The organism is Streptomyces actinomycinicus (assembly GCF_016741775.1).
Classification (GTDB): Bacteria; Actinomycetota; Actinomycetes; order Streptomycetales; family Streptomycetaceae; genus Streptomyces; species Streptomyces actinomycinicus.
This window is the reverse complement of the sequence record NZ_JAERRK010000006.1, coordinates 170414-197260: the sequence shown is the minus strand read 5'-3', so window position 1 is coordinate 197260 and position 26847 is coordinate 170414. Positions and strand designations below refer to the sequence as shown.

The window sequence follows — 26847 nt, the reverse complement described above, 5'->3', positions numbered from 1 at the left end:
CGGGGCCCCGGTGGCTGCGGTAGGCCGGTCCGGTGGGCGGCGCGGCACGGCGGGGGCGATGCCGGGCGATTCGGACGGCCGTGGCCATTGCCCGGATGGCGCAGCGGTGGCCGGGGCAGGATGGGCACGGTCCGCCGACGGCTGCCGGGGCGGCACGAGTGGACCGGGGACGCGGACGACGAGCGGGGGTGGCGCACGTGCGGGGGCCGGGGCGTACGGCGTGGCGGCGGCACCTGTGGGGGCCGGGGCGTACGGTCCGGTGGCACGGTATCGGCCGGATCCTGGTGCCGGTGTTCTGTGCGGTCCTCGTCCTGTCGGCCGTGAGCCCGGCCGTCGCCGCGGGTGCGCGTCCCGGGACGTACGACTTCGCGCCCGGGGCCCGGACCGTCGCGGGTGCCGGGGACACCGCGGGCGCCGCCCTGCTGGGCCCCGGCCACACCTACCGGAGTTCCCTCCCGGGCGACGGCAAGCTCTTCTACCGTCTCCGCCTCCGCGCGACGGACACGGCGTACGTCCCCGTCACCGCGGTACCGCCGGCCGGCGCCACCGTCTCCGCCACCGACGGCATCCGTGTCTCGGTCCGGGACGCGCGCGGCTCCTCCTGCTCCTTCGCCTCCGCCCGCTTCGGCGCGGGGCTCAGCCCCCGCCCGGTCACGGCCCTGGCGGAGCGCGAGGCCGGCAAGGCGCTGTGCCAGGGCGAGGGCACCTACTACCTGCTCGTCGAGCGCCTCGACGCCGAAGGCTCCGGTACGGCGGCCCGGAGCGGCGCCTGGGACCTGGAGATCGCCCCCGCCACGGAACCGGACCGCGCGGGGACCGGCCCCACCGCCGCCGCCGGGGCATGGGACTCCGCCACCCCCCAGCCCCTCACCGCCCGGCCTGCCGACCGCACGGGCGGCAGCGGCTTCGCCACGGCACGGCCGCTGGGCCAGGGGGTGTGGCGGACCCGCCTCGTTCCCGGGCAGACGCAGTTCTACAAGGTGCCGCTGGAGTGGGGACGGCAGCTCTACGCTTCCGCCGAACTCGGCGGCTCGTCCGGCCACGGCTACGTCGGCGGCGCCCTGACCCTGTCCCTCCACAACCCCGTCCGCGGCTCCGTCGACGACACGTCCCTCGGCTACACCGGCACCCCGAGGCCCACGTCCCTCCAGCCGCTGCCGCCGGTGGAGTACACCAACCGGTACGCCGTGCCCGCCGCGGTCTCCGCGGTCCGCTTCGCCGGCGACTACTACCTGGTCCTGCACCTCAGCACGCGGCTGGCCGGCAGCTTCGGGGCGGGCCCGTTCCGGGTGACCCTGCGCGTCCGGGTGGGCGGACAGGCACACGCCGGGCCGCAATACGCCGGCCGGCCCGTCCCGGAGGGCCTCTTCACGGTCACCCCGCGGGACCGGCAGGCCGCGCTGACCGGGGACACCGGGGGCGGGGACGACCTCGTGATGAAGCTGGTCGCGTTCGGCGGGATCGGCGCGGGGACCGCGCTGCTGCTGGTCCTCGGCGGCTGGACCGTGGCGGCCCGGCGGGGTCAGACACGGGTCAGCGCCCAGAAACCCACCGCGTAGCAGGCGAGCGCCAGCAGCAGGAGCGGGATCACGGCCCTGGCCGGCGGGCCGGGACGACGCGCCGCGCGCCGGCCCCGACGCCGCCCCCGCACGGGCGGTGCCGAGGGAACCGGGGGTGTCCGCGGAGGGGGGACGGGGAGCGGTACCCGGGGGTCGTGCGCCGTGTACGGGGCGGTGACGGAGTCGACGCGCGCATCCGGGGCCGGGGCTGGGGCCGGGGGGTGCAGGGGAGGCGGCAGACGGAAACTGCCGGTGTCGGAGAGAGAGCCGGTGCCGGTGCCGGTGGGCGTCCCCTCGCCCGGGCCGGCGCTCCCACTGGTACGAGAACTCGCGCGTGCACCGGTACCGGTGCCGTTGCTCCCGTCCGCACCCGGGACCGCTGCCGGGAAGGCGCCCGGGACCGCTGCCGGGAAGGCGCCCGGGGCCGCTGCCGGGAAGGCGCCCGGGACCGCTGCCGGGAAGGCGCCCGGGGCCGCTGCCGGGAAGGCGCCCGGGGCCCCTTCCCGGAACGCGTCCGTGGCCGCTTCCGAATTCGGTCCGGAATCCAGTCCGGAGGCCCTGACGAGCGGACCCTCGGGTCCGAAACCCGGTGGCAGCGGACCTAGTTGGTCGAAGATCTCGACGAGTTCGTCGTCGGGGCCGGGCTCCGGCAGGAGTTCCACGGCGGCGGCGAGCGCCTTGCGCGCCCCCGTGGCGGTTCGGAAACGGTCCCCGGGATCGGGCTGCAGCAGTGAGGCGACGACCTGCCAGAGCGGTTCAGGGACGCCTTTGGGCGGGCCCGGGGTGCCGTGTTCCAGGAAGTACTGCACGAGCGCCTTGCTGTCCGGCTTGGCACCCTCCAGGAGGTACAGCGCGACCAGGCCGGCGGCGAACAGGTCGGCTGGGAAGTCGGGTTCGGCGCCCAGCATCTGCTCGGGGGCGAGATAGCCGGGCGTGCCCACGACGAGGTTGGTCTCCGTCAGGCGGGGCTCCCCGAGTCGCATGGCGATGCCGAAGTCGGACAGCCTGAGCCGCGGCCGGCCCGTACCGGTGGCTTCGAGGAGCACGTTGGCGGGCTTGACGTCCCGGTGGACGACGCCCTCCGCGTGCACGGCGGCGAGCCCGGACAGCAACTGGTCGAGCAGGGTGCACACGAAGGCCGGCGGCAGGGGGCCGTAGTCGCCGACCAGGTGGACCAGCGAGCCGCCGGCGACGAGGTCCATGGTGAACAGCACCTTGTCGTCGTCGGCGGCCCAGCTCGCCGGGGCGAGGACGTTCGGGTGGTCGATGCGCAGGGCCTGCTCGCGGACGAAGCGGAGCAGGGAGTGGGCGTCACGCTGCTGGAGGACCTTGGCGGCCACGTAACGCCGTCGGCGATGGTCCCAGGCACGCCACACGGCGCCCACACCACCGCGTCCGATCGGGTCGGCCAGCTCGTACCGGCCGGCGAAGACCTCACCCATGGCAGCCGCCGCTCCTCCCCCTGGCCCGGTGCGACCCGGCGCCCCCGCGCTCCCTGCTCCCCTTCACTACCCACGGGACGGGGGATACGCCCCTCCGCCCCCAGCTCCCCCTCCGGTCTCCCCGAGAATCTCGGGCTCCCCCTGATTCCAGGTTCCCCCGGGATCCCAGGCTCCCCCTGATTCCAGGGTTCCCACGGAAATCCCAGGCTCCCCGGAAAACTTCGGTTTCCCCGGCCGGTCTCCCCTGGACCTACGGTCTCTTTCCGGGACTCGGTCTTCTCCCCGGAACCCCCGCTTCCCCGGGCATCCGGGGCTCCCACCGGAATACTGGTCTCATTCCGGAACCCCCAGATCCCCCCGGACCCCCAGATCCCCCGGCACCCCGGTCCGGTCCCGGACCCCTCCGGAACGCCCGTCCTGACCCGGTCCGGTCAGCTGTGGAGGGCCGGGGTGCGAGGTCAGTTCTGGTGGGACTGGTAGTGCGCTACGGCGTCGGAGGTCCGGCCGGCGCCGTAGACGCGGAGGAACTCCGCCAGCTCGGGGTGGCTCGGGGCGAGGGCGTCCGCTGCGTCGATGATGTCGCCCGCGGCGGCCACCGAGCGGAGCAGCGACTGGATCTCGCGGACCACACGCTTGACCGTGGGCGCTCCCGAACTGTTCGTGGTGTGCGTGGTGTTGCTGAGCACGGAGCCCCCCTGCGACTTCTTGATCTCGTCCATGCGCTCGGTCGCCTCGGCGGCGCTGACACTGCCGTCCGCGACCTGGGCCGCCAGTTCCTGCAGCAGCTGCACCCGCTGGACCACCGCGGGATTGCCGATCTTCGCACGCTGGCCGCTCATCAGCTGCGAGAGCATGGGAGCGGACAGCCCCAGGACCGCCGCGAGCCGGGCCTGGTTCAGCCCGAGATCCTCGATGAGCTTACGGAAGAGCGCCCCCAACGGCTCCCCGTACCAGTTCCGCTGCAGCTCCCGCGCTCTCGCGGTGGCCTCATGCTGTGCGGCGTCCATTGCGTCTCCCCATCGCTTCCCCTGAAAACCGCGGTTCGCTGTAGCGAACCACGTCGAGCATCTTACGGAGAGTGGTCATCCGCGGGGACCCCCAATCTTTTTGCGGGAACCGGGGGGTGACCCGGTACTCTGGTCTGCGGCACCGCCGGAGCACGAGTCCTCCGGCCGGTCGCTGCTTCCCGGGGCCTTAGCTCAGTTGGTAGAGCGCCGTCTTTGCATGGCGGATGTCAGGGGTTCGACTCCCCTAGGCTCCACCTAGGAGATGCCCTCTGACCTGCGGAAACGCAGGGCAGAGGGCATTTTTTGCGAGCACGCCCCCTCGCGGCATGCTCATGACCGCCTAGGCGAGGTCGCTGGCGTACCAGTTCCAGCTGATCGCGCCGTCGCTGTCCCAGGCCATCGCCGGGGCGCCGAAGCCGGTGCCGGTGCCGGTGAACTTCCACAGGCCGGTGCGGTTGGTGCCGTCACTTCGGCGGCCGTAGTTGTAGAGGACCCCGACGTCGGCCTTGCCGTCACCGTTGAAGTCGCCCGCGGTGATCTTGCTTCCGTCGGCGTTCCAGCTGCCCGTGCCCGCGTCCCACTTCTTGGCCGGGTTGGTGAAGTCGGTACCGGTGGAGGTGAAGGTCCACAGCGCCGACTGGTTGCGGCCGTCGGCGGCCTGGCCGTTGTCGTAGAGGACCCCGATGTCCGCCTTGCCGTCGCCGGTGAAGTCCCCTGTGGTGACCTTCGAGCGTTCCCAGTTCCAGGATCCGGAGTTCGTCGAGACGTTGTCCCACTTGAGCGCCGGGTTGGTGAAGTCCGTGCCGGTGCTGGTGAGGGTCCACAGCGCGGTCTTGTTGGTGCCGTCGGACTGCCGGCCGTTGTCGTACAGGATCCCGACGTCGGTCTTGCCGTCACCCGTGAAGTCGCCGGCGACCGTCTTGGAGCGGGACCAGTCCCAGGAGCCGAAGTTCGTGGAGACGTTGTCCCACTTCTTGGACGGGTTGGTGAAGTCGCTGCCGGTGCTGGTGAGGGTCCACAGCGCGGTCTTGTTGGTGCCGTCGGACTGCCGGCCGTTGTTGTAGAGGACGCCCACGTCGGTCTTGTGGTCGCCGTTGAAGTCGCCGCTCGTGATCTTGGAGCGGGACCAGTCCCAGGAGCCGAAGTTCGTGGAGACGTTGTCCCACTTCTTCACCGGGTTGCTGAAGTCGCTGCCGGTGCTGGTGAACGTCCACAGCGCGGTCTTGTTCGTGCCGTCGGTGGCCTGGCCGTTGTCGTAGAGCACGGCGACGTCGTCCTTGCCGTCTCCGTCGTAGTCGCCGGCGGTGACTTTGGAGCGGTCCGCGTTCCAGGAGCCGAAGCCGGTGGAGACGTTGTCCCACTTCTTGACGGGGCCGCCGAAGCCGGAGCCGCTGGAGGTGAACGTCCACAGCGCGGTCCGGTAGGAGCCGTCGCCGGCCTGGCCGTTGTCGTAGAGGACGGCGATGTCGTCCTTGCCGTCGCCGTTGAAGTCACCGGTGGTCTGGGTGGTGGTCGCGCGGTTCGCGACGAGGAAGGACGTCCCGTCCGACAGCGGCCCCGTCTGACCCGCGTCGTTGAGCCCCCGGACGGTCACCGTGTGCTCGCCGTCGGTGAGCGTCGTCGTGTCGAGGCTGACGGAGTACGCCGGACCCGAGCCGGTGTCGGTGCCGACGGCGCTGCCGTCGACGTAGAAGGTCGCCTTGGTGGGGGTGCCGACCGTGTCGGTCACGGACGCGGTGAGGGTGATCGTGCCGGTGGCCACCGTGCCGGAGGCCGGGCCGGTGACCTTCGAGACCGGCGGCACCGGGTCGGGGTACGGATCCGTGTGGTCGGCGCCCAGGTTCGCGGCCGGCCCGCAGACCGGCCAGGCGCCCTCGCCCTGGCTCGCCAGGACCTTCTCGCCGACGAGGATCTGCTCCCGTTTCCCGGCGAGGTCGGCGCGCGAGGCGTAGGCGGTGCCGCCGTTTCTCTCCCACGTCGACTGGGAGAACTGCAGGCCGCCGTAGTAGCCGTTGCCCGTGTTGATGGACCAGTTGCCGCCGGACTCGCACTGGGCGACCTTGTCCCAGGTGGAGACCGAGGCCGCCGAGGCGGTACCGGCGGTGAGCAGGGTGCCTGCGACGCCGGCCGAGACGGCGAGCGCGGTGGTGGTGAGCAGACGGGGGCGGGCCGGCATGGCGGTGACTCCTGGGGCAGGGAACGTGTCGAGGGGGGCGGCCGACGCCCGGCCGGCCGGAGCGGATCCGGCGGACCGGGCGTCGGTGGGGCGGCGTGCGCCGCCGTCGTGGCGTCAGCCGAGCTTGCTGGCGAACCAGTTCCAGCTGATCGCGCCGTCGCTGTCCCAGGACATGACCGGGTTGGCGAAGTCGGTGCCGGTGCTGGTGAACTTCCACAGGCCGGTGCGGTTGGTGCCGTCGTCCTGGCGGCCGTAGCCGTACAGGACGCCGATGTCGGTCTTGCCGTCGCCGTTGAAGTCGCCGGCGGTCAGCTTGCTGGTCTCGGAGTTCCAGCTGTCCGTGCCCGAGTCCCACTTCTTGGACGGGTTGGTGAAGTCGGTGCCGGTGGAGGTGAAGGTCCACAGCGCCGACTTGTTGCGGCTGTCCTCCGTCTGGCCGTTGTTGTAGAGGACGCCGATGTCGGCCTTGCCGTCGCCGTTGAAGTCGCCGGTGGTGACCTTCGAGCGGTCCCAGTTCCAGGAGCCGAAGCTGGTGGAGACGTTGTCCCACTTCTTGGACGGGTTGGTGAAGTCGCTGCCGGTGCTGGCGAAGGTCCACAGCGCGGTCACGCTGGTGCCGTCGGACTGCCGGCCGTTGTCGTACAGGACGCCGATGTCGGTCTTGCCGTCACCCGTGAAGTCGCCGGACACCATCTTGGAGCGGTCCCAGTTCCAGGAGCCGAAGTTGGTGGAGACGTTGTCCCACTTCTTGGACGGGTTGGTGAAGTCGCTGCCGGTGCTCGTGAGGGTCCACAGGGCGGTCGTGTTGGTGCCGTCGGACTGCTGGCCGTTGTTGTAGAGGATGCCGACGTCGTCCTTGCCGTCGGCGTTGAAGTCGCCGGTGGTGACCTTCGACCGGTTCCAGTTCCAGGAGCCGAAGTTGGTGGAGACGTTGTCCCACTTCTTCACCGGGTTGCTGAAGCCCGTGCCGGTGCTGGTGAAGGTCCACAGGGCGGTCGTGTTGGTGCCGTCGGACTGCTGGCCGTTGTTGTAGAGGACGCCGACGTCGTCCTTGCCGTCGCCGTTGAAGTCGCCGGTGGTGACCTTCGAGCGGTCCCAGTTCCAGGAGCCGGAGTTCGCCGAGACGTTGTCCCAGACCTTCACCGGCTTGGCGAAGCCGGAGCCGGTGCTCAGGTACGTCCACAGTCCGGTGTGGTACGTGCCGTCCGACTCCTGCCCGTAGTCGTACAGGACACCGACGTCGGCCTTGCCGTCGCCGTTGAAGTCGGCGTGGAAGGTGGACGTGGCCTCGCCGTTGGAGGTGATGATCTGGGCCCGGGAGGCACCGGTGTTCCCGTTGACGTCCGTGACCTCGGCGGAGACGGTGTGCTTGCCGTCGGGGAAGCGGCTGGTGTCGAGGGCGTAGCTGAACGGGGCCTTCGTGAGCTTGCCGCTGACCGGCTCGCCGTCGACGTAGTACTGCACGGAGGCCACGCCGTAGGTGCCGGCCGTGGTGGAGGCCGTCAGGTTCGCGACGCCGGAGACGGTCCCGGAGGCGCCGGAGACGGTGACCTTCGGCGGGGTGGCCTGCTGGAGCTTGGGCGAGATGTAGCCGCTGATCCGCTGGCCCCAGGGGGAGTCGCCCACCTGGTAGGACGTGGTCGAGGAGGTGGAGACGATGCCCTCCGGGTGGCTGGAGTGGCCCTGGTTGCCGCCCGTGATCGTGACCCGGCCGTTCTCGACGGCGGTCACGAGGGCGACGTGCTGGGCCCACCCGTTCGTGTAGCCGTAGACGACCGCGTCACCGACGTGCGGGGTGCTGGACAGCGTGCCGTACTTCTGTCCGTAGGCGTAGAAGCTGGCCGCGGCGTCGGTGAGCACGCTCTGGCCCTGCACGTTGTAGTGGGACCAGACCCAGCCGACGAAGTCGGCGCACCATGCGTGTGACTGGCCGCCGTAGCCGTCACAACTGTCGTTCTGGTTCAGCCCGTTGTCGTACCCGCCCCCTGCGCACGGGCCGTTGCCGTCCTGGCTGCGGGCGAGGGCGGCCATGTCCGTGAACTCGTTGGCGAACGCCGGGACCGTGGCGAAGCCCGACAGCGCGGCGGCGACGACGAGAGAGGCGATACCGGTCTTGACGGTACGGGGCAGGACGGTGCGAGACATGGAAAGCTCCAGGTGGCAGGGCATGTGGGTGCCCGCGAAGGGGGCGGGGAGAGGAACGGCGCGCGCGGAGGCGGCGGGCCGGGAAGGGGGCGCACCCGCAGGGAGGAAGGGGGCCGTACGGCAGGGCGGCGTACGCCGGATCCGGGACCGGATCAGTCGGCGGTGAGCGAGTATCCCTGCGCGGCGATCGAGCGCCGTGCGCGCTCGAGAAGGGGGCGCATCCGGGCGACGGCGGGGGCGTCATCCTCCGCGTCGACGAAGAGGTAGAGGTCGATCCCGAGGTCGGTCGCGCGTGGTTTCACATGCTCCAGGCCGTCCTCGGGCAGGGCGTGTGCCCAGAGCAGATCGGTGACCACGGCCGGCGTCCCGGCACGAGGTCGCTCGGCGGTCGTCGTCAGCGAGGCCAGAACCACACGCACCGCGGTCAGTCCCAGCCGATGACGCCGCTGCCGCCGGCGGGCGCGGTGTGCACCGAGTCCCAGCCGATCACGCCGGCGACGGTACGGGAAGGAGCACCCGCTGCCTGCGTGGTGGCCTGCGTGGTGGCGTCCCCCGCCTGCGCGGCGGTGTGGACACCGACGGCGGCCAGACCGGCGATTCCGGCGACGGCGAGGACTCTGACGATGCGCGACATGACGGTTCCTTCCAAGTGGTCAGTGGTGGGTGTGGCCCGGGTTCCGACCGTGGCCCCGACCTCGTGATCACTAGATTGCCGCCGCGCCGCGGCCGCCGGAAGGCGCTCCGCCTGTCCGTAAGCTGCCAGACAGCTTCAGGTCACCCGACACGTGCCTCCGCGGGCCAGATCAAGATCGGATACGGTCGCCACCGTCAGGCTTGGTGCAACCCATGGGGGGGTTGAAATGCTCGAAGTGCTGGGGCTCGACGCCGAGGAGGAGTCCGTCTACCGGGAGATGCTGGCCGCACCGACCGGGGGGATCCGGGAGTTGGCGGAGCGCCTGGGGATGACCGAATCGCGGGTGCGGGACGCCCTCGACCGGCTCGTCGACCTGGACCTGCTGGCCCCGTCGAGGGACTCCGCAGGGGGGCTGCGGGCGGTCTCGCCGGACGCCGGCCTGGAGATGATGATCCGGCGGCAGGAGGCGGAGCTGGCCCACCGTCAGGAGGAGCTGGCGCGCCGCAAGGTCGCGGTGGCCCGTGCGGTCGCCCAGTACGCGACCCTGCGGCCGAACACCGAGTCCGAGCAGGCGGAACGCCTCGTGGGGCTCGACGCGATCCAGGACCGGCTGGAGGCCCTGACGCGTGACCTCGCCGAGGAGTGCCTGTCCATCATCCCGGGCGGGGCCCAGTCGCAGCGGAGCCTCGACGCCTCGCGCCCCCTGGACGAGGAGGCCATGGCGCGGGGCGTCCACCTCCGCGCGGTGTACCAGGACAGCGCCCGCAACGACGGGCCGACGCTGGCCTACGCGCAGTGGACCACCGACCGGGGCGGCCAGGTGCGGACGAGCCCGGTGCTGCCCCCGCGGATGCTGATCTTCGACCGGCGGATCGCCCTGGTACCGATCGACCCGGAGAACTCGAGGCTCGGCGCCCTGTGCACCTCGTCCCCGGGGATCGTGGCCTCGCTCGTGTCCCTCTTCGAGCAGACGTGGGAGTCGGCGGTGCCGCTCGGCGCCGACCACCGCAGGCAGGGCGAGGACGGCATCAGCGGAAGCGACCGCGAACTGCTCCGCCTCCTCGCCTCCGGGCTCACGGACGAGGGCGCGGGCAAGCGGCTGGGCATCTCGGTGCGCACGGTCCGGCGGCAGATGGCGGCGCTGATGGAGCGCCTGGAGGCCACGAGCCGCTTCGAGGCCGGCCTCAAGGCGGCGCAGCGGGGCTGGCTGTGACGACGGGCGAAAGCCGCGCCGCCGCATCCCCCGGAGGGTGACCGGGGGCGGCCCGGCGCGGTCGCCGCACACAACGAAGGCCCCTCCGGCCACCGAGTGACGGCCGGAGAGGCCTCGTCCCGTTCACGGCCTCCTGGTGTCTGAGGCCTCGTCCCGTTCACGGCCTCCTGGTGTCTGAGGCCTCGTCCCGTCCACGCCCTCCTGGTGTCTGAGGCCTCGTCCCGTCCACGATCTCGTCCCGCTCACGAGTGCTCCGCCCGGACCGGGGGCGGAATGCCCCCGGACGTTCTCCGGGCGGGAGGCTGGCAGGCGTCGCGGGAGCGGAATGCTTCCCGGTGTCGCCTGCGTCGGGTCGTCGCCTGTTTGTGGTCGTCGCCTACTTCTGGTCGTCGCCGCGGTCGGCGGCCTCGTCCTCGGCCTGCTTCGCCTGGACCTCCGGGTCCAGACCGGTGGCCCCGGTGCCGTCGACGGAGGTGAGACGCCCCGATTCCGGCACCTCCGTCGCCGCGGGCGGCTCCACCAGCCAGTCCGGGTTGGCCTGCTTGTCCCACCACTTCCAGGCGGTGAAGGCGCCGCCCGCCAGGACGGACAGCACGGCGAGCATCTTCACGGCGCGTCCGGTCCGGCACCGCCGTTCGTTGCGCCGGGCCAGTTTCTGGATCTCCTGCGCGGAGACCTGGCCGCGCAGCGCGACCAGGGCGGCGGCACCGCGCGCGGCGGCCTCGTCGCGCACCGGCGCGGCCGCGGCCATGGCGTGCTCGATCTTGGGACGCGAGTACTCGGCGGCCTGCCGGGCGGCCTTACGGGTACGGACGGCGGCTTCGTGCGCGGCCAGGTCCACCTTCGGCGGCACATGCGCGAGCGCCTGCTCCAGGCGCGGGGCGAGCCGGGCGTCGTACTGTTCACGGGCCTGTTCGGCGGCCTGCGACATCACGGGCGCCAGCCGTACGCGTGCCTCCTGCGCATAGTGCGCGGCACGCTCCTTGGCCGTGTCGGCGTAAGGCGCCACCACTTCCGCGGCGTGCAGCACGCTGTCCTTCGCCGAGCCGGTCGCGGCGCGCACGCTGTCGATGCGGGTCACGGGTTCCTCCTCCTCTGGTGGCGTACGGTATTTCGACTTTCCACCCTTTTACGGATCATGCCTGTCAACGGTCAGGGCGGCATGCGCGGGCGGGCATATGGGTGCCGATGACCCTCTTCGGCGTGTTTCAGGGCAATCGGATCCCGTGGTCGACCCTGCCACGAATCCCCGCAGCGCGCTGCCCCACCGGCGGAAGTCGCTGCCGGCCGGCGACGCCCGTGCCGGAGCGTGCAAGGATCGAAGCGTCGCAGCGGACGACGACGGAAGGCAGACCGTGGCCGAGCAGCTCTACGCCACCTTGAAGACCAGCCTCGGTGACATCGAGGTCCGGCTCTTCCCGCACCACGCGCCCGTCACGGTCGCCAACTTCGTCGAGCTGGCCCGGGGCGAGCGCGAGTGGACACATCCCCGCACCGGTGAGAAGAGCAGAAACCCGCTCTACGACGGCACGGTCTTCCACTCCGTCATGAGCGGCTTCATGATCCAGGGCGGTGACCCCCTCGGCAACGGCCTCGGCGGCCCCGGCTACGGGTTCGAGGACGAGTTCCACCCGGACCTTTCCTTCGCGACCCCGTACCTGATGGCCATGGCCAACGCCGGTCCCGGAACCAACGGCTCGCAGTTCTTCATCACCGTCACCCCGAGCACCTGGCTGAACGGCAAGCGCACCATCTTCGGCGAGGTCACCGGCCCGCCGGGGCAGAAGGTCGTCGACGCCATCGCGAGCGTGCCGACCGGACGCAACGACCGGCCGCTGGACGACGTCGTCATCGAGACGGTCGTCATCGAGACACGCGAGAGCTGAGACCCCGTCCGGGACACTGGGGACGGGGGCCGGGGGCCCGGGGAATCCCCGGCCGGGGGACCGCGGGAACGCCGCGAAGGGAACCAAACGTCCCGCTCGACCGTAAGGATGAGCGGGGCGGGACAGTGCAGTGCCGCACCAGGCACACGACGAACAAGGGGAACCGATGGACCAGGCCGCAGACAGCACGCAGGACGCCCGGAGCGTGCCCGTCTGCTACCGGCACCCGGACCGTGAGACCGGCGTGCGCTGCACCCGTTGTGATCGCCCCATCTGCCCCGAGTGCATGGTGAGCGCATCGGTCGGCTTCCAGTGCCCGGACTGCGTCCGCGGCGGCTCCGGCACCGGACACACGCCCCAGGCGTCCCGGCCGCGCACGGTCGCGGGCGGCACCGTCGCGGCCGACCCGCGCCTGTTCACCAAGATCCTGATCGGGATCAACCTCGCGGTGTTCATCGCGGTCCAGGCCGACAGCTCGCTCCTGGACCACCTGGTGCTCTACGGCGCCTGGCCCCCGAAGCCGTTCGCGCCGGTCTCGGGTGTCGCCGGCGGCGAGTGGTACCGCTTCGTGACGTCGATGTTCACGCACCAGGAGTACTGGCACATCGGCTTCAACATGCTGAGCCTGTGGTGGGTCGGCGGCCCCCTCGAAGCGGCTCTCGGCCGGGCCCGCTACCTGGCGGTGTACTTCGTCTCCGGCCTGGCCGGCGGTGCGCTGACCTATCTGCTCGCCGCTCCGGCGACGGCCTCGCTCGGCGCCTCGGGCGCGATCTTCGGCCTCTTCGGCGCCACCGCTGTGCTGATGCGCCGGCTCCAGTACGACATGCGGCCGGTCATCGCGATCCTGGTGATCAACCTGATCCTCACCTTCGGCATCAGCAACATCGCCTGGCAGGACCACGTCGGCGGGCTCGTCGCCGGTGTCGTCACCGGGTACGCGATGGTCCACGCCCCGCGCGAGAGGCGGACGCTGGTGCAGTACGGCACCTGTGCCGTCGTCCTCGCCCTGTCGGTGGCTCTGGTGCTGGTCAGGACCGCTCAGCTCACCTGATACCGAACCGTTGTCCACAGCGTGTGCCGGATCTTGTGCACGCTGTGCGGGTACAGCTGCGCCCCCTGTCGCTCGGATGTTTTTCCGCAGGTCGGACAGGGGGCGAACGGATGTATGAAGGACGCGGGACCAGTCACACCGGCGTCAACATCCCAGAGGTTATCCACAGATCGTCGTTCTTTTTCCCCACTGTGGAAAACGGCTGTGGATAACTCAGTGGATAGCCCTGGGCAGAGCTAGGTACACCGGCTGGTCAGCGTCACTTCCACTGGGTGGAGACGGCGAACCCGGCCGCGATGAAGCCGAAGCCGACCACGATGTTCCAGTTGTCCAGGCTGTCGATCGGCAGCGAGCCGTCCGTCACGTAGAAGACGACGATCCAGGCCAGGCCGATCAGGAACATGGCCAGCATGACCGGCGCGACCCAGGCTCGGTTGGTGAGCCTGATGGCCTGCGCCTGCTTGGCCGGCGGCGGCGTGTAGTCGGCCTTCTTGCGGATACGTGACTTCGGCACGAGGGTCTCTCCTGTCGATGCGCTGCGTGGCCGCGCAGGTAACTGGGTCGGGCTCGGGGCAGCGTACAAGGGGCCAACATGACGACTCTGTGTGCTCCCCCCGGGCGTCCGTTAGCGTAGTGCTTCCGTGGCGCCGAAGGAGATAAGGGTACGTTGAGCAATTCTGCCGACTCCCCGGGGACGGGATCAACGGGCTCCGGGACCGGATCGACCGGCCACGGGGCGGAATCGACGGGTTCCGGGACGGGATCGACCGGTCCTGGGACGGGATCGACCGGTTCTGGGACGGGATCGACGGGTTCCGGCCCGCTCCGCAGGCTGCGTCTCCGGCCGGTGCGGGTGCTCACGGCCGCCGTCTTCACCCTCGCCGGGCTCATCTTCTTCACCAGCTTCAACACGGCCAAGGGCACCGACATCCGGCAGGACGGCTCCCTGCTGAAGCTGTCCGACCTGATCCAGCAGCGCAGCCGCAAGAACAAGGAGCTGGACGAGTCCAACGCCACCCTGCGCGACAGCGTGGAGTCGCTGGCCGAGAGCGACGACGGGAGCACCAAGGCCGAGGACGAGAAGCTGGGCGGGCTGGAGGAGCGCGCGGGGACGCGCAAGCTCACCGGCAAGGCGATCACCGTCACGCTCAACGACGCCCCGCCCAACGCCACCGCCAAGCTCCCGGGCTATCCGGAGCCGCAGCCGGACTACCTGGTGATCCATCAGCAGGATCTCCAGGCCGTGGTGAACGCGCTGTGGCAGGGGGGCGCCCAGGGCATCAAGGTCATGGACCAGCGGCTGATCTCCACCAGCGCCGTGCGCTGTGTCGGCAACACCCTGATCCTCCAGGGTCGCGTCTACTCGCCGCCGTACAAGATCACGGCGGTGGGGGACCCGGACCGGCTGAAGCAGGCGCTGGCCGCGAGCAAGGCGATCCAGACCTACATGGTCTACGTCAACGTCTACGGCCTCGGCTGGAAAGTCGCCGACGACGGCACGGTGACTCTGCCCGGCTACTCCGGCACAGTGGATCTGCACTACGCGAAGCCAGTGGGGTAGACGTCCGTCCGGGAGCCGCCGGTGCGTGTGATCGTCAGGACCGTCAGCGAACTGTGCATCACCCTGGGCACCTTGATCGTGCTCTTCGTCGTCTACGTGCTGTTCTGGACGGGTGTGCAGGCCGAGGGCGCGATGAACGACCAGATCGACCGGCTGCACCGGCAGTGGTCCACCGGCACCGTGCGGCAGCGGGACGCTCCCGGCGAGCGGACGGTGAGCGTGACCGGGCCGGGTCCGTACCGCGAGGGCGAGCCCTTCGCGATCATGTACATCCCCCGGCTCGGTTTCACGTGGAACAAGCCCGTGCTGGAGGGCACCGGCCGGGGCGAGCTGGCCAAGGGCCTCGGACACTACCGGGGCACCGCGCGGCTCGGCCGGAAGGGCAACTTCGCGGTCGCCGGGCACCGGCGCACCTACGGCGACCCGTTCAAGGACTTCCCCAGGCTGCGGCCCGGTGACGCGGTGGTGCTCACGGACGGAACGACCTGGTTCACGTATCGGGTCGACAAAGGGCCCTACAAAACCGTGCCGACCGACGTTGAGGTGATCGACCCTGTCCCACGTAAGTCCGGATACACGGGTCCGGGCCGGTACCTGACACTGACCACGTGCGATCCGGAATGGGGACACAGCCACCGGCTGATCGTCTGGGCGCACCTGGATTCCACACAGCCTGTGGAGGCAGGCGAACCGAAGGCGTTGCGCCGTTAGTCTGGTGACGTACGGCGTGGGTCTGGTGCCGTAGAGGATACGGAAGGGACGGCAAGGGACGGCATGTACGGCTGGATCTGGCGGCATCTGCCGGGAAACGCGTGGGTGAGAGCGCTGATCTCACTGGTCCTGATCCTGGCCGTGGTCTATGTCCTCTTCCAGTACGTCTTCCCATGGGCCGAACCGCTGCTGCCCTTCAACGATGTGACGGTGGACAACCAGTGAGTGCTCGGATTCTCGTCGTCGACAACTACGACAGCTTCGTCTTCAACCTGGTGCAGTACCTGTACCAGCTGGGCGCCGAGTGCGAGGTGCTGCGCAACGACGAGGTGTCGACGGCACACGCCCAGGACGGCTTCGACGGTGTGCTGCTCTCGCCCGGTCCCGGGACGCCGGAGGAGGCGGGCGTGTGCGTGGACATGGTCCGCCACTGCGCCGCGACCGGCGTGCCGGTCTTCGGTGTGTGCCTCGGCATGCAGTCCATGCAGGTCGCGTACGGCGGTGTGGTCGACCGGGCGCCCGAGCTGCTGCACGGCAAGACCTCGCCGGTCGAGCACGGGGGCAAGGGCGTCTTCGCGGGGCTGCCCTCGCCCTTCACGGCGACCCGGTACCACTCGCTGGCCGCCGAGCCGGCCACGGTCCCGGCCGAGCTGGAGGTGACCGCCCGCACGCACGACGGGATCATCATGGGCCTGCGGCACCGGGAACTCCCGGTGGAGGGCGTGCAGTTCCACCCCGAGTCGGTGCTGACCGAGTACGGGCACCGGATGCTGGCCAACTGGCTGGTGGAGTGCGGCGACCAGGGTGCCGTGGCGAGGTCGGCGGGGCTCGCCCCGGTGGTGGGCAGGGCCACGGCGTGACCGCCCTGCGCCCCGAGCGCGAGGACTTGTACGGCGGCGAGAGACCGTACGAGTCCTCCGGCGGTGCGCGGCCGTACGAGCCCTCCGGCGGTGCGCAGCCGTACGGAGGACGCCGGCCGGACCCGGCGACGGCGCCGTTGCCTCCCGTGGACGAGGAGACGATGGCGCTGCGCATTCCGGAGCCGGGCGGAGGCGAGTCCGTACGGCCCTCTGCGGCCTCATCGGCCTCTGCTGCCGCCGGAGTCACACCGGGTGGCCGTGCGGCCCGCAGAAGGGCCGCCAAGCGGCGTGGTGGGCGCCGGCGCGCCGGGGCCCGGGAACCGGCGACGGCATCGTCTTCCCCGTCTGCCTCATCGGCGTCATCGGCATCATCACCGTCCTCGCCGTCCTCGTCGTTCTCGTCCCCGGCGGAGCGGGGCCCGCAGCGGCCGCTGACGCGGGTGGAGGCCCGGCGGCAGGCACGGCTGCGCAGGCCGAGCCCGGCCACTCGCGCGAGCCGGGCGATCGGCGAGGTGTTCATCACCACCGGTGTGCTGATGCTGCTGTTCGTCACCTACCAGCTGTGGTGGACCAACGTCCGCGCGCACGCGCAGGCCGGCAGCGAGGCCAGCCAGCTGCAGGACGACTGGGCCAGCGGGAAGCGCAACCCGGGAGTCTTCGAGCCGGGGCAGGGGTTCGCCATCCTGCACATCCCCGAGCTGGACGTGGCCGCGCCCATCGCGGAGGGCGTCAGCAACAAGAACGTGCTCGACAAGGGCATGGTGGGGCACTACGGCGAGGCCCCGCTGAAGACGGCGATGCCCGACGCCCGGACCGGCAACTTCGGTCTCGCCGCCCACCGCAACACGCACGGTGAACCGTTCCGGTACATCAACCGGCTCAAGGCCGGTGACGCGATCGTGGTCGAGACGCAGGACACCTACTTCGTGTACAAGGTCACTTCGACGCTTCCGGTGACCCCGCCGTCGAACACGAGTGTGCTGGACCCGGTCCCGCCGGGCTCCGGCTTCACCGGACCCGGCCGCTACATCACCCTCACCACCTGCACGCCGGAGTTCACCAGCAAGTACCGGTTGATCGTCTGGGGCAAGATGGTCCAGGAACGCCCGCGCAGCAAGGGCAAGCCGGACGCGCTCATCGAGTAGGGCTCATCGAGTAAGGGCAGAGGAACTGTGGCAGCGACCACTGACGAGACCGAAGAGACCACGGGTGCGTCCGAACCGGATCCGGTCGCGCGCCGCCTGCGCCCCGGCCGGATCGCGATGGCGGTCAGCGTCTTCGGTGAACTCCTCATCACCGGGGGTGTGCTGCTCGGCCTGTTCGTCGTCTACTCGCTGTGGTGGACGAACGTGATAGCGGACCGCAAGGCGGACCGGCAGGGTGAGAGGGTCCGCGAGCACTGGGCGCAGGGGGCGGACTCCGGGCCCGGAGCGCTCGACACCGCGGACGGCATCGGCTTCCTGCACGTGCCGGCGATGGGCGGCGGCGAGGTCCTGGTCGAGAAGGGCACGGGCGCGGACGTCCTCAACGACGGTGTGGCCGGCTACTACACGGAACCGGCCAAGGCCACGCTGCCCTCCACGGGCAAGGACGGCAACTTCACCCTCGCCGCGCACCGGGACGGCCACGGCGCCAAGTTCCACAACATCGACAAGCTGCAGAAGGGCGACCCGATCGTCTTCGAGACGCGGGACGACTGGTACGTCTACAAGGTCTACTCGATCCTGCCCGAGACCTCGAAGTACAACGTCGACGTCCTCTCCCAGGTCCCCGAGGAGTCCGGCCGCAAGAAGCCGGGCCACTACATCACCCTGACGACCTGCACCCCGGTCTACACCTCCCGCTACCGCTACGTGGTCTGGGGCGAACTGGTCCGCGTCGACAAGGTCGATCCCGACCGGACCCCCCCGAAGGAACTCCGGGACTGACAGGGGCTCTCCGGGCGACTTCGGTGGTCGACGGCCCACCGGCTCGACGGCCTTGAGGCGGCACCGACGCCTCGAGCCCGGCGCCCCGGAAACGGCAGCGGGCCCCGCCCGGGACGATCCCGGGCGGGGCCCACTCACATGTGCCGGTGGCGTCGTCAGCCGTTGGTGCCGCCGAAGATGGTGCCGCCGTTGTCGTTGTTGCCGTTGTTGTTGCCGCCGAAGCCCACGGTCGTCAGGGTGATCGTGGTGCCGGCCGGGTCGTCGACCTGCTGGTTCCCCTTCGGGTCCTGGTCGGCGACGAGCGCGTTGTCGCCGGTGTCGCTGCCCGGGGCGAACTGGATGTTCGTGAAGCCCGCCGCGTTCAGGATCTGCCGGGCCACGGCGACCGTGCGGCCACGCACGTTCGGGACCTGCGTCTTCTGCTGCTGCTGTGCCTTGCCGACGTTGATCACCACGTTGGTGTTCTTGACGACCTGCTGGCCCGCGGGCGGGTTGGTGTTCTGCACCTTGCCGTCCTGGGCGGGGTCGGTGACCGGGGTGTCGTTGCAGGACGGCACCAGGCCCTTGGCCTGCATCTCGGCCTTCGCCTCGTCACAGGACTTGCCGGTGACGTCCGGGACGGTGATCTTCTCCTCGGCCTTGGCGACCGTGAGGGTGATCGTGGTGCCCTTCTCGACCTCCTTGCCGAGCTTCGGGTCCTGCTCCACGACCGTGCCCGGCTGTTCCGGGGAGACCTTTTCCTTCTTCACGACGTTGAACTGGTACTTGTCGCCCTCCAGCGTCGCCTTGGCGTCGGTGAAGGTCTGGCCGAGGACGCTGGGCACCGCGATCTTCGGTGCGCCCGTGGAGACCACCACGTCGATCGTGGTGTTCTTGTCGACCTTCTTGCCCGCGGTGATGCTCTGGGAGCACACGTTGCCGGTGGCCTGGTTCTCGCAGCGCTTCTTGGAGACCGACAGCTTGAGATGGACGTTCTCGGCCATCTTGTTCGACCGCTCCAGCGAATTGCCCACGAACGCCGGCACGGCCACCTTGCTGTCGCCCGCGTTGTGCCCGTCGAAGGCGAACTTGCCGATCAGGATCGCGCCGACCAGGACCAGCAGGCCCGCGACCACCAGGAGGATCGTGGAGGTGTTGGACTTCTTCTGCTGGCGCCGGCGGTCGGGGCGGTCGTCGTAGCCGTAACCGCCGTCGTCGGGGCTCATCGGCGGGAGCATGGTGGTCGCTCCCCCGCCCGCGTCCGCGCGCAGCGCCGTCGTCGGCTGGTCGTCCGGGTAGCCGCCGTAGCCCACCGAACCCATCGCGGCGGTGGCGGCGACCGGCTGGCCGTCCAGGCACGCCTCGATGTCGGCGCGCATCTCGTCGGCCGACTGGTAGCGGTAGTTCGGGTCCTTGACCAGGGCCTTCAGGACGATGGCGTCCATCTCGGGCGTGATCTCGGGGTCGAAGACCGACGGCGGCTGGGGCTCCTCGCGCACGTGCTGGTAGGCCACGGCCACCGGGGAGTCGCCCACGAAGGGCGGCCGGACGGTCAGCAGCTCGTAGAGGAGGCAGCCAGTCGAATAGAGGTCGGACCTCGCGTCGACCTGCTCACCCTTCGCCTGCTCCGGCGAGAGGTACTGGGCCGTGCCGATCACCGCGGCCGTCTGCGTCATGGTCATGCCGGAGTCGCCCATGGCGCGGGCGATGCCGAAGTCCATCACCTTGACCTGACCGTTGCGGGTCAGCATGACGTTGGCCGGCTTGATGTCGCGGTGGACGATGCCGTTGCGGTGCGCGTACTCCAGGCCCTGGAGGATGCCGATGGTCATCTCCATCGCGCGCTCGGGCAGCAGCTTGCGGCCGGAGTGCAGCAGCTCGCGCAGCGTGGACCCGTCGACGTACTCCATCACGATGTACGGGATGGAGACCCCGTCGATGTAGTCCTCGCCCGTGTCGTAGACCGCGACGATCGCGGGATGGTTGAGCGAGGCGGCCGACTGGGCCTCCCGGCGGAACCGGGCCTGGAAGGACGGATCGCGCGCGAGGTCCGCGCGCAGCGTCTTCACCGCCACGGTGCGGCCGAGGCGGGTGTCATGCGCGAGGTAGACCTCCGCCATGCCACCACGACCGAGCACCTGGCCCAGCTCGTACCGGCCGCCGAGGCGACGCGGCTCTTCCATAGCTACCTACCAGCCCTCTCCGTCGGTCTCGGCCGCACACCTCTGTGCGCGGCCGGAGGCTGCCGTCCGGGCCTACCGTACCCGGCTCGCTGTGTGTGACCTGGCCAAGCCCGTAACCCGATACAGGACCGGTATCGCAACGTGCAGCGATGTGAAGGGGACGTGTGCAGGGTCACTTCTTGGAGTCGATGACCGCCTTCATGACGTCCTTCGCGATCGGCGCGGCCAGACCGCCACCGGAGATGTCGTCGCGGTTGGCCGCGTCGTCCTCGATCACCACGGCCACGGCGACCGGCGAGCTGCCGTCGGCGACCTTGGCGTACGAGATGAACCAGGCGTAGGGGTTCTCGCTGTTCTCGACACCGTGCTGGGCGGTTCCGGTCTTGCCACCGACCTTCGCGCCGTCGATCTGCGCCCGCGTACCGGTGCCCTTCTCGACCACCGTCTGCATCATGTCCTGCAGGATCTGCGCGTTCTCCGGTGACAGCGGCCGGCTCAGCTCCTCCGGCTCGGTCGTGGCGACCGGGTCCAGGTTGGGGGACTGCAGCGAGTCGACCATGTACGGCTTCATCAGCTTGCCGTCATTGGCGACCGCCGAGGCGACCATGGCCATCTGGAGCGGGGTGGCGGCGGTGTTGTACTGGCCGATGGAGGACAGCGCGGTCTGCGACTGGTTCATGTCGTCGGAGAACACCGACGCGGTGGCGCGGACCGGCGTGAACTGCTCGGCGTCGAAGCCGAACTTCTTCGCCTCCTCGAGCATCTTGTCGTTGCCGAGGTCGGAGCCGATCTTGCCGAAGACGGTGTTGCAGGAGTACTGGAGCGCGACCCGCATGGGCGCGTTCTTGCACGGGATGTTGCCCTCGTTCTTCAGCTGGGTCGTGGTGCCCGGCATGGTCCACGGCAGCGGCGAGTCGGTGTTCTCGTCGGCCGAGGTGTACTTGCCGTTCTCCAGCGCCGCCGCGGCCGTGACCACCTTGAAGGTGGAGCCCGGCGGGTAGGTCTCGCGCAGCGCCCGGTTCAGCATCGGGTCGTTGGGGTTGTATTTCTTCTGCAGCTTCTTCCAGGCCGCGGCGTCGTCGTTGCTGTTGCCCGCGAAGGACGAGGGGTCGTACGACGGGTAGGAGGCCAGCGCCAGGATCTTGCCGGTGGAGGGCTCCAGGGCGACGACCGCGCCCTTGCCGCCCTGCCTCTTCAGGCCCTCGTACGCCGCCTTCTGCGCGCTCGCGTTGAGCGTGGTGACGACGTTGCCGCCCTGCTGCTCCTTGCCGGTGATCATGTCCAGCGTCTTGCGGAAGAACAGCCGGTCGTCGTTGCCGGTGAGGATGCCGTCCTCGAGGGACTCCAGCTGGGTGGCGCCGAACGCCTGCGAGGCGTACCCGGTGACCGGCGCCCACATGGGGCCGTTCTTGTAGGTCCGCTTGTACTTCAGGTCGTTCAGACCGGTCTTGCTGCTCCCGGACGACCCGGTGATCGGGTTGCCGCCGACGATGATGTCGCCGCGCGGGGTGGCGTAGCGGGCGATGGTGACGCGGCGGTTCTTCGGGTCGTCCTTGAGGCTGTCGGCCTTGACGTACTGGAGCCAGTTGTCGCGCAGCAGCAGCGTCAGGACGAGCAGGCCACAGAAGATCGCGATTCGGCGCAGGGGCTTGTTCATGACGGGCGGACCACCTGGGTCATCTCGGCGTCGGGGTTGCCGGCGGGGGTGGGAGCCGGGCGGCGGGCGGTGTCGCTGATCCGGATGAGGATGCCGATCAGCGCCCAGTTCGCCAGCACGGAGGAGCCGCCGTACGCCACGAACGGCATGGTCATACCGGTCAGCGGGATGAGGCCCATGACACCGCCGGCCACCACGAAGACCTGGAGGGCGAAGGCGCCGGACAGGCCGACGGCGAGCAGCTTGCCGAACGGGTCGCGGGCGGCGAGGGCGGTGCGCACACCGCGCTCGACGATCAGGCCGTAGATCAGCAGGATCGCCATGACGCCGGCGAGGCCCAGTTCCTCGCCGAAGGTGGCGAGGATGAAGTCGGAGTTCGCGGCGAACCGGATCAGGTCGGAGTGGCCCTGGCCCCAGCCGGTACCCATGGTCCCGCCGGAGCCGAACGCCCACAGGGCCTGCATGGCCTGCTCGGAGTGACCCGCCCTGCCCTGGCGGCTGAGGACGTACTCGTGCATCGGGTCGAGCCAGGACTGGACGCGGCTCTTCACGTGGGGCTCGATGCTCGCCACACCGACGGCGCCGACCGCGGACATCAGCAGGCCGAAGACGATCCAGCTGGTCCGCTCGGTGGCGACGTACAGCATGATCACGAACATGCCGAAGAACAGCAGCGAGGTGCCGAGGTCGGTCTCGAAGACCAGGATGAGGATGGAGATGGCCCAGACGACCAGGATGGGACCGAGGTCGCGGCCACGGGGCAGGTAAAGGCCCATGAAACGGCGGCTGGCCAGGGCCAGGGCGTCCCGCTTCACCATCAGGTAGCCGGCGAAGAAGATCGCAAGGACGATCTTCGCGAACTCGCCCGGCTGGAGGGAGCCGAGGCCGGGGATGTTGATCCAGATCTTGGCGCCGTAGATGTTGGCGCCGAGGCCCGGCACCAGCGGCAGGATGAGCAGCACCAGGGCGCTGAACATCGAGATGTACGTGTAGCGCTGGAGGACGCGGTGGTCCTTCAGGAAGACCAGCACCGCCACGAACAGGGCGATGCCGAGCGCGGTGTACAGCAGCTGGCGGGGGGCGGCCGTGAAGTAGGCGGGCAGCGACTGGAGCAGCTTGGACTGGTCGAGCCGCCAGATGCACACCAGCCCGAGACCGTTGAGCAAGGTGGCCAGCGGCAGCAGCAGCGGGTCCGCGTACGGGGCGAACTTGCGTACGGCGAGGTGGGCGACGCCGGCCAGCAGGGCGAGGCCGAAACCGTAGCTCAGCAGGCCCGTGGGGACCTTGTCGTCGATGGCCAGGCCCACGTTGGCGTAGGCGAACACCGGGATGACCACGGCGAAGACCAGCAGGGCCAGCTCGGTGTTGCGGCGGCTCGGTGCGCCGATGGCGCCGATCGTGGACGTGTGATGCGTCGGCGAGTTCGTAGTACTGCTCATCGTGTGACTGGGCCTCTCACGGCTTGCCTACTGCTTACCGCACAGCGAGACGACCTTCTGCTCATCCTCCGAGAGAGTGGGGCCGGGGCTGGGGGTCGCGGACGGGGTCGTGGACGGAGACTTCGAAGGGGACGTCGAGGGCGACTTCGAGTCCGACGGGTTCGGGGTCGTGTTCGGCGTCGGGGAGGCCTTGGTGAAGGCGGCCTGAGCGAACGCGGGCTGAGCGAAGGCGGTCTGCGTGAAGGCGGTGTGGGTGACGGTCCCGGTGGTGCCACCGGTGGTGTCGGCGCCGCCGGTGGTGCCGGTGCCGTCCGCGCCGCCCGCCTTGTCCTTGCCGTTGTTCCTGGCGTTGTCCTTGGCGTTGCTCCGCGCCTTCTCGGCTGCCTTGCGCTCGGCCAGCTTCCGGCAGGCGGAGGCCTGCACCGACAGCTCGTTGACCTTCGTCTCGGCCGCCGCCAGTCCGCCCTCCGTGATCGTCGCCTTCACCTTCTTCTGCTGGTACGGCGGCAGGTACTTGAGTTCGATGCCGGGGTAGTCCTTCTCGACCTTCGACAGCGAGACCCAGGCCAGGTCCTGGCTGATCCCGCGGTACAGCGCGACGTGCTCGTCCTTGGTGCCGACGTAGTACTGCGTCTGCGTCCAGCGGTAGCCGCCGTACAGGCCGCCGCCGACGACGGCGAGGGCCAGGGCGCCGTAGAGCGAGGTCTTCAGCCATCTGCGCTGCTTGCGCGGCTTGGTGAAGTCGCCCTCGGCGTACTCGTCGAAGCCGCCCGCCGGTGCGTACCCGGGGGTGTCGCCCGAGCCGGGCGGGCCGAACTCGCCGCCCCCGTGGCCCTGGCGGCCCAGGTGGGAGGCGCGGCCTGCCGGGGTCTGCATGATGCCGTTGTCGTGCAGGTGGTGCTGGTTCTCGGCGACGGCACCGACCACGACGGGCTGGTCGGACAGTTGTCCGGTCAGGGTGTCCCCGGTGTCCAGATCGAGCACGTCGGCGACGATGACGGTGATGTTGTCGGGGCCGCCGCCGCGCAGTGCGAGCTGGATCAGCTCCTGCACGGTCTCCTGCGGGCCCTGGTAGCTGGCGAGGGTCTCCTCCATCGTCTGGTGGGAGACGACGCCGGACAGGCCGTCGGAACAGATCAGGTAGCGGTCCCCGGCCCGGACCTCGCGGATCGACAGGTCGGGCTCGACGTGGTCGCCGCTGCCGAGGGCGCGCATCAGCAGGGAGCGCTGCGGGTGGGTGGTGGCCTCTTCCTCGGTGATCCGGCCCTCGTCCACCAGCCGCTGCACCCAGGTGTGGTCCTGGGTGATCTGCGTGAGCACACCGTCACGGAGCAGATACGCTCGCGAGTCGCCGACGTGCACCATGCCGAGCCGCTGCCCGGTCCACAGCAGCGCGGTGAGCGTGGTGCCCATGCCTTCGAGCTGGGGGTCCTCCTCGACCATGGCGCGCAGCTGGTCGTTGGCCCGCTGCACGGCGGTGCCGAGGGAGGTGAGGAGGTCGGAGCCGGGCACGTCGTCGTCGAGCGTGACCAGGGTGGAGATCACCTCGGAGGAGGCGACCTCGCCGGCGGCCTGGCCGCCCATGCCGTCGGCGATGGCGAGCAGGCGCGGACCGGCGTAACCGGAGTCCTCGTTGCCCTCCCGGATCATGCCTTTGTGCGATCCGGCGGCAAAGCGCAGTGACAGACTCATGCGCACCTCGCCCGTCGGCTCCGGGTACAGCCGGTCGTGTCGAGCCACACTGCCCACCCTCCGGTTGGGAGCGCGCCGGAGACCGGGGTGCGGCCTGCCGCTGCGTGCTCGCTCCGCTCGCGCTTACTCATGATGTAGCACTACTTCCGCAGCTCGATCGCGGTCTTGCCGATGCGGATCGGCGCGCCCAGCGGGATCGGTGTGGGTGTCGTCAGCCGGGACCGGTCCAGGTAGGTGCCGTTGGTGGAGCCGAGGTCCTCGACGATCCACTGGCCGCCCTGGTCCGGGTAGATCCTGGCATGGCGGCTGGAGGCGTAGTCGTCGTCCAGCACGATCGTGGAGTCGTGCGCCCGGCCCAGCGTGATGGTCTGGCCCTGGAGCGCGACGGTGGTGCCGGTCAGTGTGCCCTCGGTCACGACCAGCTTCGAGGGGGCGTTGCGGCCGCGCCGGCCGCCGCCCTGCTGGGCGCGCTGCTGCGGCGGCGTGGACTGCTGCCGGGCCTGCTGGCGGCTCGCCTGCTGCGGCCTGGCCGCTTCCCTACGCGATCCGCGCTGGGTGACGCGCGTACCGAACAGGTCGCTCCGGATGACCTGCACGGCCACGATCACGAACAGCCACAGTACGGCCAGGAAACCCAGCCGCATGACCGTGAGGGTCAGCTCTGACATTGCCCCCGCTTCACCCTTCGGCTTGCCTATAGATAACGGTGGTGCTGCCCACGACGATCCGCGAGCCGTCGCGGAGCGTAGCGCGGGTGGTGTGCTGCCCGTCCACCACGATGCCGTTGGTGGAGCCGAGATCCTGGATCGTCGAGGGCGTTCCGGTCCGGATCTCGCAGTGCCGGCGGGAGACGCCGGGGTCGTCGATCCGCACGTCGGCGTCGGTGCTGCGGCCCAGCACCAGCGTCGCGCGGGAGATCTGGTGGCGGGTGCCGTTGATCTCGATCCAGTAGCGGGTGCGCCCGCCGCTCATCGGGGCCGCCGCCGGCCGCTGGGTGGCGGGCTGCGGGTAGCCGTACCCGCCGGGGCGGGCGCCGGGCGGCGGCGCGGCGGGCATCGGGGGCGCGCCGGCGGGAGCGGACGGGTAGCCGTATCCGCCGGAGGAGCCCTGGCCGGGGCGGGCGGCCGCCGGGGCGCCGGGGGCCCCGGGCGCCGCCTGCTGGCTGCTGGACGAGGCGAGGGTGCGCGAGCGCACCCGGTACAGGCCCGTGTCCAGGTCGTCGGCCTTCTCCAGGTTGACCTTGATGGGGCCCATGAAGGTGTAGCGCTGCTGCTTGGCGTAGTCGCGCACCATGCCGGCCAGCTCGTCGCCGAGCTGCCCGGAGTAGGGGCTGAGGCGCTCGTGGTCCGGCGCGCTCAGCTCCACGATGAAGTCGTTGGGTACGACGGTCCGGTCGCGGTTCCAGATGGTCGCGTTGTTGTCGCACTCACGCTGGAGCGCACCCGCGATCTCCACGGGCTGGACCTCGGACTTGAAGACCTTGGCGAAGGTGCCGTTCACCAGACCTTCGAGACGCTGCTCGAACTTCTTCAGGACTCCCATGGGGCACCTCCTCCGTTCCTGCCGTCGTGTTGCCCTGCTGTGTGCCGCTGCCTTGCCCGGTACTGCTGGTGCTGCTCACTGATCGTATCTACGCGCCCGCCAATCAGCCGGTTCCCCCAGCCGCTCCGCTTCGAACTCCTGGCACGCGTCCTGCTGCCATGGATCGTAGAGGCGGGCGAAGA

At 70.2% G+C, this 26847-nt stretch carries 23 protein-coding genes and 1 tRNA gene; 10 read left to right on the top strand and 14 right to left on the bottom strand.

Annotated elements, in window-relative coordinates; all coding sequences use genetic code 11:
* The first annotated feature begins 290 nt into the window (after positions 1–290).
* Entirely contained in the window at positions 291–1559 is a 1269-nt protein-coding gene (locus JK359_RS14770) for a hypothetical protein (RefSeq protein WP_307788112.1), read from the top strand.
* Here JK359_RS14770 and JK359_RS14765 read toward each other — a convergent pair.
* Together JK359_RS14765 and JK359_RS14760 are read right to left on the bottom strand one after the other, a co-directional pair.
* Positions 1523–3001, bottom strand: coding sequence for a serine/threonine-protein kinase (locus JK359_RS14765; protein WP_201835711.1), 1479 nt, complete (start codon positions 2999–3001; stop codon positions 1523–1525). The genes JK359_RS14770 and JK359_RS14765 overlap by 37 nt on opposite strands.
* Before the next feature lie 458 nt (positions 3002–3459).
* Positions 3460–4008: a helix-turn-helix domain-containing protein gene (locus JK359_RS14760; protein WP_201835709.1), complete on the bottom strand. Its 549-nt coding sequence runs from the start codon at positions 4006–4008 to the stop codon at positions 3460–3462.
* A gap of 181 nt (positions 4009–4189) precedes the next feature.
* On the opposite strand from JK359_RS14760, the gene JK359_RS14755 reads away from it, so the two are divergent.
* Positions 4190–4262, top strand: a tRNA-Ala gene (locus JK359_RS14755).
* Positions 4263–4348: 86 nt separating this feature from the next.
* Here the strand turns inward: JK359_RS14755 and JK359_RS14750 are convergent.
* The 4 genes from JK359_RS14750 to JK359_RS14735 form a co-directional block, all read right to left on the bottom strand.
* Positions 4349–6184, bottom strand: a complete 1836-nt coding sequence (locus JK359_RS14750; protein WP_201835707.1) for a transglycosylase family protein — start codon at positions 6182–6184, stop codon at positions 4349–4351.
* Positions 6185–6298: 114 nt separating this feature from the next.
* Positions 6299–8329, bottom strand: coding sequence for an FG-GAP-like repeat-containing protein (locus JK359_RS39850; protein ID WP_201835705.1), 2031 nt, complete (start codon positions 8327–8329; stop codon positions 6299–6301).
* Between the two features lie 152 nt (positions 8330–8481).
* Positions 8482–8748 carry a hypothetical protein gene (locus JK359_RS14740; RefSeq protein WP_201835703.1) on the bottom strand — a complete coding sequence of 89 codons (267 nt, stop codon included), beginning with the start codon at positions 8746–8748 and terminating at the stop codon, positions 8482–8484.
* 5 nt (positions 8749–8753) lie between these two features.
* Positions 8754–8963 carry a hypothetical protein gene (locus JK359_RS14735; RefSeq protein WP_201835701.1) on the bottom strand — a complete coding sequence of 70 codons (210 nt, stop codon included), beginning with the start codon at positions 8961–8963 and terminating at the stop codon, positions 8754–8756.
* 226 nt (positions 8964–9189) lie between these two features.
* On the opposite strand from JK359_RS14735, the gene JK359_RS14730 reads away from it, so the two are divergent.
* Positions 9190–10176, top strand: a complete 987-nt coding sequence (locus tag JK359_RS14730) for a helix-turn-helix transcriptional regulator (RefSeq protein WP_201835699.1) — start codon at positions 9190–9192, stop codon at positions 10174–10176.
* Between the two features lie 376 nt (positions 10177–10552).
* Here the strand turns inward: JK359_RS14730 and JK359_RS14725 are convergent, their stop codons facing one another.
* Positions 10553–11257 carry a DUF5324 family protein gene (locus tag JK359_RS14725; protein WP_201835698.1) on the bottom strand — a complete coding sequence of 235 codons (705 nt, stop codon included), beginning with the start codon at positions 11255–11257 and terminating at the stop codon, positions 10553–10555.
* A 274-nt stretch (positions 11258–11531) separates the two neighbouring features.
* Here JK359_RS14725 and JK359_RS14720 point away from each other — a divergent pair, with 274 nt between their 5' ends.
* Together JK359_RS14720 and JK359_RS14715 are read left to right on the top strand one after the other, a co-directional pair.
* Positions 11532–12062: a peptidylprolyl isomerase gene (locus tag JK359_RS14720; protein ID WP_201835697.1), complete on the top strand. Its 531-nt coding sequence runs from the start codon at positions 11532–11534 to the stop codon at positions 12060–12062.
* A 166-nt stretch (positions 12063–12228) separates the two neighbouring features.
* A complete protein-coding gene (locus tag JK359_RS14715; RefSeq protein WP_201835696.1) occupies positions 12229–13113 on the top strand; it encodes a rhomboid family intramembrane serine protease in 885 nt (294 codons plus the stop codon).
* Between the two features lie 259 nt (positions 13114–13372).
* Here the strand turns inward: JK359_RS14715 and crgA are convergent, their stop codons facing one another.
* Complete coding sequence (crgA, locus tag JK359_RS14710; RefSeq protein WP_201835691.1) at positions 13373–13627, bottom strand: cell division protein CrgA; 255 nt, start codon at positions 13625–13627, stop codon at positions 13373–13375.
* Between the two features lie 318 nt (positions 13628–13945).
* Between crgA and JK359_RS14705 the strand changes: the two genes are divergently transcribed.
* From JK359_RS14705 to JK359_RS14685, 5 genes are all read left to right on the top strand, one after another.
* On the top strand, positions 13946–14674 hold the full coding sequence (locus JK359_RS14705; RefSeq protein WP_201836039.1) for a DUF881 domain-containing protein: 729 nt from the start codon (positions 13946–13948) through the stop codon (positions 14672–14674).
* A 21-nt stretch (positions 14675–14695) separates the two neighbouring features.
* The gene (locus JK359_RS14700; protein ID WP_201835689.1) at positions 14696–15385 is read left to right on the top strand and encodes a class E sortase; all 690 of its coding nucleotides are present in this window, start codon (positions 14696–14698) and stop codon (positions 15383–15385) included.
* A gap of 221 nt (positions 15386–15606) precedes the next feature.
* On the top strand, positions 15607–16245 hold the full coding sequence (locus tag JK359_RS14695; RefSeq protein ID WP_201835688.1) for an aminodeoxychorismate/anthranilate synthase component II: 639 nt from the start codon (positions 15607–15609) through the stop codon (positions 16243–16245).
* Positions 16242–17390 carry a class E sortase gene (locus JK359_RS14690; RefSeq protein ID WP_201835687.1) on the top strand — a complete coding sequence of 383 codons (1149 nt, stop codon included), beginning with the start codon at positions 16242–16244 and terminating at the stop codon, positions 17388–17390. The genes JK359_RS14695 and JK359_RS14690 overlap by 4 nt, the downstream gene beginning before the upstream one ends.
* A 27-nt stretch (positions 17391–17417) precedes the next feature.
* Positions 17418–18173, top strand: coding sequence for a class E sortase (locus JK359_RS14685; protein ID WP_201835686.1), 756 nt, complete (start codon positions 17418–17420; stop codon positions 18171–18173).
* A gap of 155 nt (positions 18174–18328) precedes the next feature.
* On the opposite strand, the gene pknB is transcribed toward JK359_RS14685, so the two are convergent.
* The 6 genes from pknB to JK359_RS14655 all read right to left on the bottom strand — a co-directional run bounded on the left by pknB (position 18329) and on the right by JK359_RS14655 (position 26665).
* Complete coding sequence (pknB, locus tag JK359_RS14680; RefSeq protein WP_201835685.1) at positions 18329–20335, bottom strand: Stk1 family PASTA domain-containing Ser/Thr kinase; 2007 nt, start codon at positions 20333–20335, stop codon at positions 18329–18331.
* A gap of 172 nt (positions 20336–20507) precedes the next feature.
* Positions 20508–21992, bottom strand: a complete 1485-nt coding sequence (locus JK359_RS14675) for a peptidoglycan D,D-transpeptidase FtsI family protein (RefSeq protein ID WP_201835684.1) — start codon at positions 21990–21992, stop codon at positions 20508–20510.
* Positions 21989–23431: an FtsW/RodA/SpoVE family cell cycle protein gene (locus JK359_RS14670; RefSeq protein ID WP_201835683.1), complete on the bottom strand. Its 1443-nt coding sequence runs from the start codon at positions 23429–23431 to the stop codon at positions 21989–21991. Before JK359_RS14670 ends, JK359_RS14675 begins: the two co-directional genes overlap by 4 nt.
* A 27-nt stretch (positions 23432–23458) precedes the next feature.
* On the bottom strand, positions 23459–25123 hold the full coding sequence (locus JK359_RS14665) for a Stp1/IreP family PP2C-type Ser/Thr phosphatase (RefSeq protein WP_201836038.1): 1665 nt from the start codon (positions 25121–25123) through the stop codon (positions 23459–23461).
* 140 nt (positions 25124–25263) lie between these two features.
* Entirely contained in the window at positions 25264–25791 is a 528-nt protein-coding gene (locus JK359_RS14660; protein ID WP_201835682.1) for an FHA domain-containing protein FhaB/FipA, read from the bottom strand.
* A 10-nt stretch (positions 25792–25801) separates the two neighbouring features.
* Positions 25802–26665 carry an FHA domain-containing protein gene (locus tag JK359_RS14655; protein ID WP_201835680.1) on the bottom strand — a complete coding sequence of 288 codons (864 nt, stop codon included), beginning with the start codon at positions 26663–26665 and terminating at the stop codon, positions 25802–25804.
* Positions 26666–26847: the final 182 nt, after the last annotated feature.